Source organism: Halotolerantifilum yawarlongkerapense, from assembly GCF_054506745.1.
This window is the reverse complement of record NZ_CP199719.1, coordinates 492,336-507,597: the sequence shown is the minus strand read 5'-3', so window position 1 is coordinate 507,597 and position 15,262 is coordinate 492,336. Positions and strand designations below refer to the sequence as shown.

16 protein-coding genes and 2 riboswitches are annotated in these 15,262 nt (G+C 53.7%); all 16 genes read left to right on the top strand.

Features of this window, described 5'->3' with window-relative positions; all coding sequences use genetic code 11:
• Positions 1–186: 186 nt before the first annotated feature.
• The 16 genes from ACULM0_RS02515 (at position 187) to ACULM0_RS02440 (ending at position 15,151) form a co-directional block, all read left to right on the top strand.
• Positions 187–2,070 carry a sigma-54-dependent Fis family transcriptional regulator gene (locus ACULM0_RS02515; protein ID WP_463678887.1) on the top strand — a complete coding sequence of 628 codons (1,884 nt, stop codon included), beginning with the start codon at positions 187–189 and terminating at the stop codon, positions 2,068–2,070.
• A 166-nt stretch (positions 2,071–2,236) separates the two neighbouring features.
• Positions 2,237–4,027 (top strand): aldehyde ferredoxin oxidoreductase family protein, encoded by a 1,791-nt coding sequence (locus tag ACULM0_RS02510; protein WP_463679845.1) that lies wholly within the window; start codon positions 2,237–2,239, stop codon positions 4,025–4,027.
• 32 nt (positions 4,028–4,059) lie between these two features.
• Positions 4,060–4,284 carry a MoaD/ThiS family protein gene (locus tag ACULM0_RS02505; RefSeq protein ID WP_463678886.1) on the top strand — a complete coding sequence of 75 codons (225 nt, stop codon included), beginning with the start codon at positions 4,060–4,062 and terminating at the stop codon, positions 4,282–4,284.
• Complete coding sequence (locus tag ACULM0_RS02500) at positions 4,285–4,959, top strand: HesA/MoeB/ThiF family protein (RefSeq protein ID WP_463678885.1); 675 nt, start codon at positions 4,285–4,287, stop codon at positions 4,957–4,959.
• A 3-nt stretch (positions 4,960–4,962) separates the two neighbouring features.
• Positions 4,963–5,083: riboswitch (molybdenum cofactor riboswitch) on the top strand.
• Positions 5,084–5,169: 86 nt separating this feature from the next.
• A riboswitch (molybdenum cofactor riboswitch) is annotated at positions 5,170–5,282 on the top strand.
• Between the two features lie 31 nt (positions 5,283–5,313).
• Positions 5,314–6,120, top strand: coding sequence for an ABC transporter substrate-binding protein (locus tag ACULM0_RS02495; protein WP_463678884.1), 807 nt, complete (start codon positions 5,314–5,316; stop codon positions 6,118–6,120).
• An 18-nt stretch (positions 6,121–6,138) separates the two neighbouring features.
• The gene (locus tag ACULM0_RS02490; RefSeq protein ID WP_463678883.1) at positions 6,139–6,831 is read left to right on the top strand and encodes an ABC transporter permease; all 693 of its coding nucleotides are present in this window, start codon (positions 6,139–6,141) and stop codon (positions 6,829–6,831) included.
• Positions 6,828–7,496: an ATP-binding cassette domain-containing protein gene (locus ACULM0_RS02485; RefSeq protein ID WP_463678882.1), complete on the top strand. Its 669-nt coding sequence runs from the start codon at positions 6,828–6,830 to the stop codon at positions 7,494–7,496. The genes ACULM0_RS02490 and ACULM0_RS02485 overlap by 4 nt, the downstream gene beginning before the upstream one ends.
• Positions 7,497–7,498: 2 nt before the next feature.
• Positions 7,499–8,734, top strand: coding sequence for a molybdopterin molybdotransferase MoeA (locus ACULM0_RS02480; protein WP_463678881.1), 1,236 nt, complete (start codon positions 7,499–7,501; stop codon positions 8,732–8,734).
• Positions 8,731–10,629: a molybdopterin biosynthesis protein gene (locus tag ACULM0_RS02475; protein WP_463678880.1), complete on the top strand. Its 1,899-nt coding sequence runs from the start codon at positions 8,731–8,733 to the stop codon at positions 10,627–10,629. Before ACULM0_RS02480 ends, ACULM0_RS02475 begins: the two co-directional genes overlap by 4 nt.
• Entirely contained in the window at positions 10,629–11,585 is a 957-nt protein-coding gene (gene moaA, locus ACULM0_RS02470) for a GTP 3',8-cyclase MoaA (protein ID WP_463678879.1), read from the top strand. Before ACULM0_RS02475 ends, moaA begins: the two co-directional genes overlap by 1 nt.
• A gap of 1 nt (position 11,586) precedes the next feature.
• Positions 11,587–12,072 carry a cyclic pyranopterin monophosphate synthase MoaC gene (gene moaC, locus ACULM0_RS02465; protein ID WP_463678878.1) on the top strand — a complete coding sequence of 162 codons (486 nt, stop codon included), beginning with the start codon at positions 11,587–11,589 and terminating at the stop codon, positions 12,070–12,072.
• The gene (locus ACULM0_RS02460) at positions 12,065–12,514 is read left to right on the top strand and encodes an MOSC domain-containing protein (protein ID WP_463678877.1); all 450 of its coding nucleotides are present in this window, start codon (positions 12,065–12,067) and stop codon (positions 12,512–12,514) included. Before moaC ends, ACULM0_RS02460 begins: the two co-directional genes overlap by 8 nt.
• A complete protein-coding gene (locus ACULM0_RS02455) occupies positions 12,511–13,002 on the top strand; it encodes a MogA/MoaB family molybdenum cofactor biosynthesis protein (protein ID WP_463679844.1) in 492 nt (163 codons plus the stop codon). The genes ACULM0_RS02460 and ACULM0_RS02455 overlap by 4 nt, the downstream gene beginning before the upstream one ends.
• Positions 12,987–13,241 carry a MoaD-like domain-containing protein gene (locus ACULM0_RS02450; RefSeq protein WP_463678876.1) on the top strand — a complete coding sequence of 85 codons (255 nt, stop codon included), beginning with the start codon at positions 12,987–12,989 and terminating at the stop codon, positions 13,239–13,241. The genes ACULM0_RS02455 and ACULM0_RS02450 overlap by 16 nt, the downstream gene beginning before the upstream one ends.
• Before the next feature lie 82 nt (positions 13,242–13,323).
• Positions 13,324–13,833: a nitroreductase family protein gene (locus ACULM0_RS02445; RefSeq protein WP_463678875.1), complete on the top strand. Its 510-nt coding sequence runs from the start codon at positions 13,324–13,326 to the stop codon at positions 13,831–13,833.
• Complete coding sequence (locus tag ACULM0_RS02440) at positions 13,826–15,151, top strand: GrpB family protein (protein WP_463678874.1); 1,326 nt, start codon at positions 13,826–13,828, stop codon at positions 15,149–15,151. The genes ACULM0_RS02445 and ACULM0_RS02440 overlap by 8 nt, the downstream gene beginning before the upstream one ends.
• Positions 15,152–15,262 lie beyond the last annotated feature (111 nt).

The following is a 15,262-nucleotide window of genomic DNA, read 5'->3' as shown; positions in this document are numbered from 1 at the left end:
TGATTCCACTAGAAAATGTTAAAAAAGTATCGATGTGAATCCTGGGAAATCGATATCATTCCGTGCCAATGTTTGCTATACTAACTACAATTAACGTAATGTGAAAAGTGAGCCGTTTCAATCCCAGGGGCAAAGAAATTGGCGAGAGGCGAGCAGTATCGCACGTAGATAAGGGGAGTGAACTAGATGCAACAGAAAGTCTTTTCACCCATGATCACCAGGTCACACGACCGATGTCGACAGTTTGGGGTGGATAACGAACGTGAATTTTCAGGTCTGATACTTTCCGAGGAAGAGCTGGCCGAACACCTGAAGCGGAATCAGTGGTTGATCGATAGTGCCCGACCTTGCATTGATGAGCTTTACAAGTTCGTTAAGGGAACCAACTTCTTCTTGATCTTGACGGATGAGGAGGGGTGTATCCTGTACATCGTAGGTGATCCTGAGAACATGGGACGTGCCCAGGATCTGAAGATGGTGCCGGGCGCCTACATGAGCGAGGAGCATATAGGCACGAATGCCATGGGAACCGCATTGGCGGAAGGTGTGGCGCTACAGGTCACGGGAGATGAACACTTCATCAAGGCCTACCACCGTTGGACCTGTAGCGGCGCGGTAATCCGAAATCCGCAGGGCAAGATCATTGGATCTCTGGATATGACGGGGAACGAGGGAAGTGTCCACGCACATACGCTGGGTATGGTCGTTTCAGCTGTTCATGCCATTGAGAACCACCTAGTGCTCGAGGAAAAGAACATGGTACTCCAAGAGCGTCATCATTTCATCAGTACCCTGATGGATGCCATCGGCGCAGGGATTGTGGCCTGCGATCTAGAGGGGCAGATACGTACCGTGAACAAAGTGGTCCAGAAAATGTTTGGATACCAAGAGAAGGAATTGATCAAGAAGAATTTAGGGGACCTCGTCGGACGTTTCGAAGAAATCAGGACACAGTGTTTGAAGGATGATCTTTTTCCGGGCGAAGAGGTAACCGTTAGTGCCAAGATCAATGTCCATCATTATAATGTCAGTGCTTATCCCGTGCGCGATGGTAGAAAGATCAATGCATTGATCTTTGTCTTCCGTGATGTCAAGAAAGTCAGGAAAATGGCCAACCAAATCGTCGGTCGCCGTGCGATTTACACCTTCGATAAAATCATAGGAAAATCGCCGGCTATCTTAGAGGCCATTCGTTTTTCGAAGAAGGTAGCGGACAGCCGTTCGACGATCTTGATCACTGGAGAAAGCGGCACCGGCAAAGAAGTTTTTGCCCATGCGATCCAAAATCAGAGCGCCAGGAAAGATGAGAATTTTCTTGTGGTCAACTGTGCGTCGATCCCGAGGAATCTGATCGAATCCGAACTTTTCGGTTATGAAGAAGGCGCTTTCACTGGTGCCAAGACCGGTGGGCAGCCGGGTAAATTTGAAATTGCAGACGGAGGGACCTTGTTCCTCGATGAGATCGGAGAGATGCGCCTGGATATGCAGACAAGACTGCTCCGTGTGATCCAAGAGGGTATCGTCACGCGGGTGGGCGGCAATGAAGTGATTCCCGTGAACGTGCGACTGATCGCAGCGACGAATAAGGATCTGGCCAAGGAGGTGGAGCGAGGAAACTTCAGACTCGACCTGTACTATCGGCTGAACGTTCTGCCTATCCACCTGCCATCCCTCAGGGAAAGAGCCCTGGACATTCCTCTCTTGATCGATTACTTCGTGGAGAAGATCAGTAAGAAGCTGAATAAGAAGCCGATCCCGATTCCACACAAGATCATGGAGCACCTAATGGCCTACGAGTGGCCTGGTAACGTGCGTGAGCTGGAGAATTTTGTCGAGCTGATGATCAACACCGAGCGTATCCCTGTGGACCTCAAGTCCTCTACGGATCGGCCTGCATCGGGGCACATGTCCTCTGCACCGCTGATGAGTCTAGAGGAAGTAGAACATCATTATATTCGCGATATGCTCCGTACTTGTGATTTCAATGTTTCGGAAACAGCCAGAATTTTGGGTGTTGGACGTAACACACTCTACCGCAAGATGAGCAAATACGATATAGATTGTTCTTAAAAGGAACACTGTTCGATTATGGAGCGCTTTTAGCGCTCCTTCGTTGTTCTCAAATGGAACATAGCGCAAATGAGCAGGGCTACACACGTTGTATTTTCAGAATGTTCTTACTTGGCATCGATGTTGCACATATAGGGGGTAGGTTGAGAAAAGGAGGATGTTAATGATGTTTGGTTACCAAGGGAAAATCTTACGCGTGAATCTCACTGAAGGCACAACTAGCGTCGAAGAGCTCGACGCAGCCCTAGCGGCAAGGTACATTGGGGGAAGAGGATTTGCTTCGAAGGTGTTGATGGATGAGATCGATCCCAAGATCGATGCACTCAGTCCAGAGAACAAGCTGATCGTTGCTACAGGTCCACTCACCGGTACACCTACACCCACGGGTGGTCGTTACATGGTGATCACAAAATCACCGCTTACCGACACCGTCGCTTCTTCAAACTCAGGTGGCTTCTGGGGTGCAGCGCTGAAGCACGCCGGGTACGATCACATTATTGTGGAAGGTAAATCGGACAAACCCGTTTACCTCAATATCGTGGATGATCAAGTGGAAATCAAGGATGCCTCGAATCTCTGGGGTAAAGTTGTCTCGGAAACTACGGATCTTCTGGTGGATGTACACGGAGCCAAGACCAAGGTCTTGACGATCGGACCTGCCGGTGAAAAACTCTCGCGCATGGCCGCGATTATGAACGATAAGGACCGCGCCGCAGGACGTTCTGGCGTCGGTGCAGTCATGGGTTCGAAGAACCTGAAGGCAATAGCCGTCAACGGGACCGGAACGGTTGAGATCGCCGATCCAGAGGGTCTGAAGAAGATCTTCTCCGAGTCGTTGAAAAAGATCAAGGAAAACGGCGTGACGGGCCAGGGACTTCCCGCATACGGTACAGCTGTCCTCGTGAACATCATCAATGAGAACGGTGTATTTCCTAAGGACAACTTCCAGACGTCCGAGTACGAACATGCTGAAGCCATCAGTGGCGAGACGCTTGCCGATAAATACCTGATCAAACGTGAAGGCTGTTACCGTTGTCCGATCGCCTGTGGTCGTCGCACGAAGGTGGATGGCATCGAGAGCGGTGGACCTGAGTACGAAACAATCTGGGCTTTCGGTGCCGATTGTGGTGTGGGAGATCTCGCCTCCGTGATCAAGGCGAACTACTGGTGTAATGAGATGGGTCTCGATACAATCTCGGCCGGTACGACGATCGCTGCGGCCATGGAGTTGTTCCAGAAAGGCTTTATCAAAGAAGAAGATCTCGAGGGTCTTTCGCTGAAGTTTGGCGATGAGAAAGCCATTGTCGAATGGGTCAAGCGCATGGGTCTTCGCGAAGGCTTCGGAGACAAGATGAGCGATGGTTCCTACCGTCTCTGTGAATCTTACGGTGTACCGGAACTGTCTATGAGCGTCAAGAAACAAGAGCTGCCCGCTTACGATCCACGTGGTATCCAGGGACAAGGTCTCCAATATGCTACGTCGAATCGCGGCGGTTGTCACGTACGCGGATATCTGATCTCTCCTGAGATCCTGGCGCTTCCACAGAGTCTCGATCGTTTCTCGCTCGAAGGAAAGGCCACTTGGACGAAGATCTTCCAAGATCTGACCGCTACTATCGACTCGATGGGCCTGTGCCTGTTCACTTCCTTTGCACTGGGTGCCGACGACTACGCGGAACTGCTCAATGCTGTCTGTGGTACGGAACACACGGGAGATACAATCTTAGAATCTGGGGATCGCATCTGGAACCTCGAGAAGATGTTCAACCTGGAGTCAGGGGTCGATCCTTCTCAAGATACCTTACCCAAGCGTCTGTTAGAAGAGCCGATTACCTCGGGACCATCTAAGGGTTGGGTTACCAAACTCGATCAGATGCTACCGGAGTACTACAGTGTTCGCGGTTGGTCAGTCGAGGGTATTCCAACGGAAGAAACGCTCAGCAAATTGAACGTATAAGTTATCTCTAAACGCCAAAGGAGGAACAACACGTGAAGGTAGAAATCCGTCTCTTCGCTACTCTCCGTAAGGATCGTGGGAAGCGCGTGGAGCTTGAGGCCGAAGCGGGTGTTACACCGGCCGAACTGATCGATCGTCTCGGTATTCCAAAGGAAGAAGTGGCGATCCTACTGATCAATGGACGTACCGGAGCACTCGATTCGCACCTAGAGCCGGGAGACTACCTCTCGGTGTTCCCACCGGTGGGAGGTGGTTGATTGCAACGATATGATCGCAATGGCATCCTGACCACTGAAGAACAAGTGAAGCTAAAAAACGCGCGGGTTCTCGTTATCGGATCCGGCGGATTGGGTGGTTACGTCATCGAGATGCTTGCGCGTCTCGGTGTCGGACACCTGACGGTTATGGATGGGGATACCTTTGATGAGACGAATCTCAATCGTCAGATCCTAGCGACGGAGGAGAATATCGGCGAAGTCAAGGTGCTCGAAGCAGCACGTCGCGTTCAGCTGATCAATAGCGAGGTCGAGCTCGAACCCGTTTACATGAACCTCGATGCAAAGAATGCAACGACCTTTCTCGAAGGTCATCAGGTTGTGGTGGATTGTCTCGATGACATCCCAACGCGGAAGATCCTACAACGTGCGGCTGAGGAGACACAGATTCCCTTGGTTCACGGGGCGATCGCCGGTTGGTGGGGTCAAGTGACAACTATTCTGCCTGGTGATCGGACCTTGGATCACGTGTACCCTGAAGGCGCCGATCATGGCGTAGAGACAGGGACCGGGAATCCATCCTTTTCACCGGCCACCATCGCATCCCTTCAAGTGGCAGAAGTGGTAAAAATACTGGCTGGAAAAGGGACACTTCTCTCTAGGCGGATTCTACACATCGATCTTTTCGAGATGGAAATGACAATCTTCTCCCTATAAAACTTCATCACATGATTCCGAGTTTGCAGACCTAACGCCCAGGCCATGGTTTGCAAGCCGATGGGTGATCTTTCGAAAGGAGATTGCCTCCCACTTTGGAAAGGAAATCCTCTAGCAGATACCTTTCATGGTGTCTGCTATTTTTTCAACCTACTATCAAGATAAGAAATCACCGAAAAAACCGTGGATCGAAAGGTTCATCGAAAGACCATGCACACCTGGTTCCGAGTCTGTCGACCTAAAGCGTTGGTCATGGCTGCCAGACCGATGGGCGACCCTTCGAAAGGAGATCGCCTCCCACTTTGGAAAGGATGAGCGTCCATAGATTGGATGCTACTTACAGGAGGAAATAAGATGTTGAAGAAAAATGTGATCCTAGGATTGATACTAGTGGTTTTACTCACGGCGACAGCCTGCAGTTCTCCGGCCGATGAAGAATTGATCCTGGCAACGACCACCTCGACGGAAAACAGCGGTCTGCTCGCCGAGATTCTACCGGACTTCGAAGCTACCAGCGGTTACACGGTGAAGACTGTCGCAGTAGGAACGGGCAACGCGCTGCAAATGGGTAGAGATGGCGAAGCGGACGTTCTGCTCGTTCATGCCCGTCCCGACGAGGACCTGATGGTAGAAGAAGGGTATGCACCCTATCGCGCTGATGTCATGTACAACGATTTCGTGATCCTTGGCCCCGAGGGAGCGGGTACATACGAATCTCTGGAAGAGGCCCTCAGCTCCATCCAGGAGGATGAGCTGACCTTCGTCTCACGCGGCGACAACTCCGGTACACACAAGAAAGAAATGAGCCTCTGGGCATCCCTCGCCGTCACACCCGAATGGGCGGACTACCTGTCGGCTGGAAAAGGGATGGGCGATGTGCTTCTCATGGCCGATGAAATGGAAGGCTACACGATGTCGGATCGTGCTACGTATCTGAGTATGCAGGACAATCTGGACATGACAATCGTTTATGACGGTGATGAAAGGTTGTTCAACCCTTACGGCGTCCTTCCCGTCTCGAGCGACTTGCATCCTGAGGTCAATGCTGAAGCTGCAGAAGCATTTGTCACCTGGATCACATCGGAAGAAGTGCAAACACAAATCGAAGCATTCGGCAAGGCGTCTTTCGGACAGTCCTTATTCTTCCCGAGCGCAGAGTAAATAGTAGGGGGGACCACATTGATTTATATCTGGCAAGGGATCAAGGAAGCTATCGTGTTGATTCTCTCGGCCGACGCTGAGATCATGAACATCTTGTGGCGAAGCGTTGTGGTCTCCGGTTTATCTACATTGTTGGGTACGGCTATCGCCGTACCCACTGGTGTAGGTCTTGGGCTCGCGCAGTTCAAGGGCAAAAAACATTTTGGACATTTGCTCCATGCCCTGATGGGACTGCCGCCCGTTGTCGTGGGTCTCACCGTAGCGCTTGTTCTTTCACGAAGAGGACCACTGGGCTCCTTATCGCTACTTTTCAGTATCGAGGCGATGGTCATCGCCCAGACGCTTTTGATCACACCGATTATCCTGGGAATCATCTACCAGTCCGTATCGGAACACGGGCAAGAAGTAAAGGATGTGGCCGTAACCCTCGGTGCCATCGGCAGACAACGTCTGTTCTTGATGATCAGGGAGTTTAAAAAAACCATCGGGATCGCCGTCACCACAGGATTCGGCAGGGCCATCAGTGAGGTGGGTGCAGTCATGATCGTCGGGGGCAACATCCAGCACCACACACGGGTGATGACAACCTACATCGCCATGCACCAGAGCATGGGAGAATATGAACGTGCGATCGCCATGGGTCTGATTCTCCTGACGCTCTCATTGATCATCAATGTATTGATACACATCCGATTGGGTGATAGGACATGAACATTAACATCCGAAATCTTAAGAAAACCAAAGGTGATCGCCTCGTGATTGATATCGGTTACATCGCTTTCGAGGGGGGGAAGATCCACACGCTTGTGGGACCCAATGGCGTAGGGAAGACCACGTTGCTGCGTATGATCGCCGGACTAGAGGAAGCAGACGATGGGTCTATCGCGTACGATGAACAGACGATCGACGATACGATACGCCGCAGGGTGACCTATGTGGGTCCCCAGGCGCACCGCCTGGACATGAGTTGTTTCGACAGCATCGCACTACCGCTTAAGCTCAGGGGTGTTGGGCAAACGGATCGAAAGAAGCGCGTCCAGCGTGTAATGGAAGAGCTTCAGATCACGGATCTCAGTCACAAGAGTAACCGACGGCTCTCCTCCGGTGAAGCACAGAAAGTGGCCTTCGCCCGAGCTATCGTCTTTGAGCCCGATCTGCTACTGCTCGATGAACCAACGGCCAATGCGGACCCCACGACCACCGAAGCCATTGAAAGTGCACTCCTGTCCCATCAGGAGCGAACGGGTTGTACGGTCATCGCCGTTACCCACCACATGCACCAGGCCGAAAGAATCGGCAGTAGACACCTGCTGCTGGAGAGACAGGGCATTACGGACCATGGAAAACAACACAAACATCTCGTGCTATGGAGGTAATCATGCTGACAGTACAAACGACACAACAGATAGCAGCGATTCTAGAACATCATTTTCGTAAGGACGAGGTGAGGGAAGAACAGATCTCCCTCTATCATGCGGTGGGTCGCTACACATCGCGGCCGATCCAGGCACCGGAGGATATTCCGGGATTCGATCGGTCGACCGTGGATGGTTACGCTGTGAAGGCAGCCTCCTGCCAAGGAGCATCTGAAGCGCTACCGGCCCTCTTTAGTCTCAAGGGGAGCCTATCCATGGGCACCGTGACAGAGGAGACGGTGGGTGAAGAAGAGACCCTATACATCCCCACCGGAGGCGCACTCCCGAAGGGAGCCGACGCAGTGGCCATGATCGAGGATGCACAACTTTTCGGCGACGAAGTGGCAGTGCTCGCCCCCCTGCAGGCGAGGGACAATGTGATCATGAGGGGAGATGACGTGAAGGCCGGCGCAGAGGTGCTGGCCGTCGGGACGAGAATTCGTCCCCAGCACATCGGTCTACTCGCAGGTCTGGGTATCACGGCGCTATGGGTGTACAAAAAGCCCAAAGTGGGGCTCCTATCCACCGGTGACGAGGTCGTACCCGTCGAGAGCACGCTGGAACCGGGACAAGTGCGAGATGCCAACAGCCCGATGCTGGCCGCGTTTTTAGAAGCAGAGGGCTGTGTGATCACCATGACCACCCATGCGGAGGATCATCCAGAGGTGTTGGAGAAGACCCTCCGCGACCTGCTAGAACGATCGGACCTCGTTCTGCTTTCCGGGGGAAGTTCCGTGGGCACCAAGGACCACACGTCAGAAGTGCTCGATCGCCTGGGCCCTCCCGGTGTTCTCTTTCATGGGGCCGCCATCAAGCCCGGTAAACCCACGCTAGGAGCTGGGATGGGAGACAAACCGATCATCGGTCTGCCCGGTCATCCTGCGAGTTGTCTGATCGCCTTCGAGGCTGTGGTGGCTCCCATGATCCAGCGGCTTTTCTTTCACCGTGAGCGGTCGAAAATCAGCATGGTGGCGACGGCAGCTTTTAACGATCATACCAATCATGGGCGAGATGCCTACGTCACGGTTCAACTGGAGGAAGAGGCGGGACAGATGGTTGCCTACCCGGTCCGCGGAAAATCGGGTATGGTTTCCCTGCTAGCGGAAGCCGACGGTTACACGGTCATACCGAAGTCGCAGGAAGGAATCGCACAGGGTGATCAGCTCTGGGTCACACTATTCGGAGGAGATGAACGATGAAGAGACGCATCTATTTGAAGACACTGACCCATGATGAGGCACTGGTTAAGATCAATGAGACCTTTGGCGGTGGACGTCGGACGGAAATACTACCGCTGGGAGAGGCCCTCGGCAGATTGACGGCAGAAGCTGTCTACGCCAAACGGTCGAACCCCCATTACCACGCATCGGCCATGGATGGCATCGCTCTGCGGGCATCCCTTACGGAGGATGTGCACGAGCGAAACCCTCTGCGTCTGAGCCCGGGTATCGACGCCCACGTCGTGGACACGGGTGACGTGCTCCCCGAGGCATGCGACGCCGTGGTGATGATTGAAGATGTAACCCGTGATGGCGACGGCTACTTCGTCATTATCAGCCGGGCCCATCCCTGGCAACACGTTCGTTTGGCCGGGGAGGATATGGCTGAGGGTGATTTGATCCTACCTTCGAACCAGCGAGTGACACCAGAATCCATCGGGGCTCTCGTGGCCGGGGGGATCACCCATCTTACCGTGTACAAGAAACCCCATGTCACAGTGATCCCAACGGGCAACGAGATCCGTCCCGCGGGTACCGACGTGGCCCCGGGGGAGATTCTAGATGGAAATGGTCCAATGCTCGAGGCGTTGGCGCTAAGAGAAGGGGCAACGGTGGACAGACTCGAGGCCGTTGCCGATGACCCGGTGATTTTGAGGCAATCCCTGCAGCGAGCACTGGAAAGGAGCGATCTTGTGATCGTAAACGCCGGTTCGTCGGCCGGTACAGAGGACTACACTGCATCGGTGATCGAAGAGCTGGGCGACCTGGTCTTCCATGGTGTTGCGATCAAACCCGGAAAACCCGTGATGCTCGGGAAGGTGGGAGGAGCGGCCATCCTGGGCCTGCCGGGGTATCCCGTTTCCTGCTACCTGGCATTCCGTCTCTTCGCCCGACCGATAATTGCAGCCCTATCGAACAGTGAGCTACCACCTGAAGAAGATGTACGGGCAACGTTGACCCGACGCGTGCATTCGTCCCTGAAGCATCGCGAGTATGTCCGCGTGAAACTAGGACGGGTCAATGGCAGACTGCTGGCCACGCCCCTCGACCGAGGAGCGGGTTCCACGATGAGCCTGATGCGAGCCGATGGGGTCCTCGTGGTCCCGCTCGCCTCCGAAGGAATCGAGCAGGGGACAGAGGTGACAATCACCCTCCTCAGGCCGATCGATCAGATCGACCACCAGCTCTTGGTGATGGGTTCCCACGATATTTTGATCGATGAGCTCTCCGAACTGATGAACCCCTATGCTTTGAATGCCACCCATGTGGGCTCCATGGGCGGGATCATGGCCATGAAGCGCGGGGAGGCAAACCTGGCCGGTATCCACCTGCTCGATCCTGAGCAGGGGACATACAACCGGGAGGCGGTCAAGAAGTACCTTGGGGAAGGCTTTTGTCTGATCCGTGGGATCAAGCGGGAACAGGGTCTGTACGTCCGCGAGGATCTCGAAGAAAAGATCAGCGGTATCACAGATCTTGCACGCAAAACACTTCGCTTTGCCAATCGGCAACGGGGCGCCGGTACCCGTGTGCTTCTCGATCATTTGTTGAAGAGCGGGGAGATCGATCGTAGTGAAGCTGCCACCGGTGATCTTGTTCTGACCACCCATACGGCCGTGGGTTTATCCGTCCAGTCGGGACAAGCCGACGTCGGACTCGGAATCAAGAGCGTGGCTTTGCGCTATGGTCTAAGGTTCATACCGGTCGCGGAAGAGGATTATGACTTCGTCCTGCGGTGCGAGGATCTAAAAGAAGAAAGGATCGACCGCCTGTTAGCTGTGATGAAAAGCGATGCTTTTGCAGCACGGCTCGATACAATCGGTGGCTATCGACTCGATGAGATCACCGTAGAAAGGATTGGGGGAAGTGACTGATGAAAGATCGTATCGGAAGGAAGATCAATTACTTGAGACTCTCCGTAACGGATCTGTGTAACTTAAGGTGCCGCTACTGTATGCCGGCTGAAGGAATCGAGAAGAAAGAGCACGAGGGTATCCTGTCCTACGAAGCGCTATGTGAAATTGTCGAAGAGGCCGCTAAGATGGGTATCGAAAAGGTGCGGATCACAGGAGGGGAACCGCTGGTGAGAAAGGGGATCGTGGATTTCGTGCGACGCGTGAAATCGATTCCGGGCATCAGCACTCTCTCGATGACGACAAACGCGATTCTCCTGGCTCGCTATGCCGATGAATTGGCCGATGCCGGTCTGGATCGGGTGAACATCAGTCTAGATAGCCTTCATCCTATGCGTTATGAGGCCATGACGCGGGGAGGCCATCTGGAGGATGCCCTCAATGGTATCGAGGCGGCGAAAAAGGCAGGTCTGACACCTGTCAAAATCAACACGGTGCTGATCAAGGGATTCAATGATGACGAGATCGACCGATTCATCGCCTTCTCGCGAGACGGTGTAGAGGTGCGATTTATCGAACTCATGCCTATCGGAGAGGCCGCGTCATGGTCCGTCGATCGCTTCCTATCTGGCAAGGCCTTACTCGACGGACGGGAGGACCTTGTGGCCTCTGACTCTGTGGGCGACGGCCCAGCGCGCTACTATGAGAAAAAAGATGGCACGGGACGAGTGGGATTGATCGACCCGATTTCCGATCACTTCTGCGCAACATGCAACAGAATCCGCCTGACGGCCGATGGCCGGTTGAAGCCCTGCCTCCACGATAACCGAGAGATCAACATTGCCAAGGCAGTGGGCGATATAGAGGAGATCCGGTGGTCTCTGGCGCGCGCCATACTGGATAAGCCGGAACGTCATCTCATTGACGACCCTGGCTTTGTGCCCATTACACGAGACATGTACAAGATCGGAGGTTAGAATGGATTCACTCACGCATTTTAATGAGCGGGGCCTACCCACGATGGTAGAGGTAGGGGAAAAGAAAGAGACGAAGCGCATGGCGGTGGCTGAGGCGTGGTTGCGCATGGCACCCGAGACCCTTCGACGCATTGTGGAGGGTGGACTCAAAAAGGGAGATGTCATCAGCGTAGCCCAGGTGGCCGGTGTGATGGGTGCCAAGCGAACCTCCGATTTGATCCCCATGTGCCATCCCTTGATGCTGACGGGAGTGGATCTGCTTTTTGAGACTGACCTGGAAGAAGCGCGCATTCGCATCGAGGCCCGCGTGAGAACTGAAGGGAAGACCGGTGTGGAAATGGAGGCGCTGACGGCTGTGAGCACAGCGGCCCTGACGATCTATGACATGGTGAAGGCGATTGATCGTGGGATGGTCATCGAGCGTATACAGTTACTAGAGAAAGAAGGCGGCAAAAGCGGCCACTACAGGAGGGATGAGCATGAGTAAGGGATGGGTCAAGGCAATCAATATTTCAGAGAAAAAAGGCGTGATCAAGACCCCAATCGATAAGGGTCGGTTTATCGAGGGACATGGGCTCGAGGGTGATGCCCATGCAGGAAAATGGCATCGGCAGGTGAGCCTATTGGCTGAGGAGAGTGTCCAAAAAATGCGTGAACAGGGAGTGGAGGGATTGTGTTCGGGAAAATTTGCCGAGAACCTGACCACAGAGGGCCTGATCCTTCACAACCTGCCCGTGGGCACCCGATTGAAGATCGGTAGCACCGTACACGAGGTGACTCAGATCGGTAAAGAATGCCATGAAGGGTGTGCGATCAAGCAGCAGGTAGGCCAGTGCATTATGCCGCGCGAAGGAATTTTCACGCGTGTGATCGTAACCGGAGAGATCGTAGTAGGCGATGCCATCGAGATCATGGGAGAGAGTCTCTGATGCGAGCGGCGATCATCGTAGCGAGCGACAAAGGATCGCGTGGTGAACGGGCAGATGAGAGCGGCAAAATCATTGCCACGATGCTCCAAGAGCGTGGGTATACTATTGTAGACAGCAGGATCCTGCCCGATGAAAAGGAGCTTTTGGCGGCTGCTATGTGTGAACTATCAGATGAACACCAGGTGGATTTGATTTTGACAACCGGCGGCACGGGCTTTTCGCGTCGAGATGTGACCCCCGAGGCGACGCTCTCTGTCGTAGAACGACTGGTGCCTGGAATCCCCGAGGCCATGAGAGCGCTGAGCATGGCGATTACACCACGGGCGATGCTGTCCAGGGCGACCGCTGGTCTGAGGGCCGGCACACTGATCGTGAACTTACCTGGGAGTCCCAAGGCGGTGCGCGAGTGCCTCGACCTAATTCTCGATCCCATGGCACACGGTTTGGACATCTTGACGGGAGAGGCTTCGGAATGCGCGAGATCGTGATCGAACTGAGGGGAATCGCCCGTCGTCAAGTGGTCGATTACTTCTTGAAACAGGGCGCGGAGAAGATAGACGGACGATTTGTCCATCCAGATTTCACTGGGGAGATCCTGTCGGAGCGCTGCGCCCCGCTCGGATCTTTTTCCATTACGGAGCTGAGGATCTCCCTAAAGGCCAAGGACCCTCTCATCGAAACGCTGGCGGAAAACTTCCGTCAGTGTTTTCTGCGCATGGGAGGGTGAGATTAATCTTAAATCGTACCCCTCTACAACCTTCGTAGCACCGAACTTTGGTATGATAAGCGTAGAAAGGAAGGGTGATTTCATGACCATTTTTGAAAAGAGAAGAAGCATCCGCCGATACCAAGAAATGTGGGTGGAGGAGGAAGTGATCCGTCGAATTCTGGCTGCAGGGATGCAAGCTCCCTCTGCGGGGAACCAACGTCCCTGGCACTTCGTCGTCGTGACGGAACGTGAACGCCTCGATGCGCTTTCGAAGATGAGCCCCTACGCAGGGATGCTCAAAGAAGCGCCACTGGCCATCTGTGTGGTGGCCGGGGAAGAGGGACTGAAGTATCCGGAGGTGTGGCAACAGGATTGCGCCGCTGCGACGGAAAATATGCTGCTCGCCGTTGCCGAGGAAGGTCTCGGGGGCGTCTGGCTGGGCGTGGCTCCTTTCACAGAACGGATGGAACGAATTCGCGATATTCTCGAGATTCCATCGGCCTATAGGCCCTTCTCCCTCCTGTCAATCGGTCACCCTGCAGAGAAGAAAACAGTCCCAGATCGCTACGATGAAAGACGGATCCACCAAGAAAAATGGTCCCATGCGTAGAGTCCGTGTTGTTCCCTATCAACATGGCTGGGTAGAGGCATTTCGGGAGGAGGAGGAGCGGATCATCTCGTGCGTTCAGGAGCTCTTTTTATCCCTCCACCACATCGGTAGCACCTCAGTACCGGGACTCGAGGCAAAACCGGTGATCGATCTGATGCTCACTGTGTATGATTTTTCAAAAGAGAAAGAGCTGGAGGAAGACCTAAAGACCCTCGGCTACAAAGCCATGGGACCCTACGGTATCTTAGGGAGGCGTTTCTTCATCAAGGGGGTGAAAGAGCGGACGCATCACCTCCATGTATTCGTCGATGGTGACCCCCATGTACTCAGGCACCTAGCCTTCAGGGACTTCTTGAGGGCACACCCCGAGGAGGCAAAGACCTACGCCGATCTGAAGAAAACCCTGGCCGCCCAGTATCCAGAGGATATCGAGGCCTACTGTGCGGGAAAGCAAGCTTGGATCTCTCGCGTGGAGAAGGAGGCACTCGCTTGGATGGAAGAAAAGGTGCGGCGCAGACTCCAACCCTTAGTGGCAGAATGTCTACCACTACCCGAGGGAGAGGAAGCGGTTGGTCTGGCAGAAGACATCTTACCCTTTATCGGGAGTCTGGACCCTGAGCTTCGCGATGGGATGGTCTACCCTGTTGTGGGGACATTGATCGAAAGGGGTCTGTTACCGGATACCTACGTAAAGGAGCTCGCGAGAAAGCTCTGTGGCAGCGGTTACCTTTTACATGGGTTGGGGGAAGCAGAGGAGGAGGCTGTGTTCCGCCGTTCTTTCTCCCTCTTGCTGCTCACGGAAATAATCGGATTAGCGACAACCGCATCGATTCTGACTGTTAGCGAGGAAAAAGGACTCGTGGCGGCAGTGCTTCATTACTTCGAAGGCGAAGTCGATCGTCGTGGCTACGATGCGGCCTACGGCTGGGCACATAGCATCGCCCATGGCGGTGATGCCATTGGAGCATTGTCCGGACTCAAGAACCTCGAGAAAGAAGATGTCGAGCGGATTCTGGCTGCGATTACCCATCACTTCTCTAATGAGACCCATGTGCTGATCAATGAAGAATCAGATCGAATTGTCAGCGGTGTGTTCCGTTTGCGCACAGCGGGTAAACTCGATGACGGGATGTTCTTTCGCTGGCTGGATGAATTCGCGGGTGTAAGCGACGAGTTATCCTACCCTCAGAAACAATACCGCGAAGAGAATATCAAGCGTTTACTCGGTAGCCTGTACTTCCGCCTGGATCCTGTGGTGTGTGGGAAACAGAGACGTTTGATCGAAAAGATCGTGAGAAAGCGCAGTCACTTTCAATAGAAAAATTGTATTGCGTGGGAGATCGGAGGTGCGGGTGAACGGCATCTCCGGTTTTCTTGTTTTCTAGGAACAGCTTCGTGTATAATGATAACATTAGACCCTGAAAGGATG

Coding starts and splice junctions, on each gene's coding strand:
- ACULM0_RS02510 (WP_463679845.1), top strand. CDS start 2,237: ATGTTTGGTTACCAAGGGAAAATCTTACGCGTGAATCTCACTGAAGGC.
- ACULM0_RS02440 (WP_463678874.1), top strand. CDS start 13,826: ATGCGTAGAGTCCGTGTTGTTCCCTATCAACATGGCTGGGTAGAGGCA.
- ACULM0_RS02460 (WP_463678877.1), top strand. CDS start 12,065: ATGAGTAAGGGATGGGTCAAGGCAATCAATATTTCAGAGAAAAAAGGC.
- ACULM0_RS02515 (WP_463678887.1), top strand. CDS start 187: ATGCAACAGAAAGTCTTTTCACCCATGATCACCAGGTCACACGACCGA.
- moaA (WP_463678879.1), top strand. CDS start 10,629: ATGAAAGATCGTATCGGAAGGAAGATCAATTACTTGAGACTCTCCGTA.
- ACULM0_RS02450 (WP_463678876.1), top strand. CDS start 12,987: ATGCGCGAGATCGTGATCGAACTGAGGGGAATCGCCCGTCGTCAAGTG.
- ACULM0_RS02475 (WP_463678880.1), top strand. CDS start 8,731: ATGAAGAGACGCATCTATTTGAAGACACTGACCCATGATGAGGCACTG.
- ACULM0_RS02445 (WP_463678875.1), top strand. CDS start 13,324: ATGACCATTTTTGAAAAGAGAAGAAGCATCCGCCGATACCAAGAAATG.
- ACULM0_RS02495 (WP_463678884.1), top strand. CDS start 5,314: ATGTTGAAGAAAAATGTGATCCTAGGATTGATACTAGTGGTTTTACTC.
- ACULM0_RS02480 (WP_463678881.1), top strand. CDS start 7,499: ATGCTGACAGTACAAACGACACAACAGATAGCAGCGATTCTAGAACAT.
- ACULM0_RS02485 (WP_463678882.1), top strand. CDS start 6,828: ATGAACATTAACATCCGAAATCTTAAGAAAACCAAAGGTGATCGCCTC.
- moaC (WP_463678878.1), top strand. CDS start 11,587: ATGGATTCACTCACGCATTTTAATGAGCGGGGCCTACCCACGATGGTA.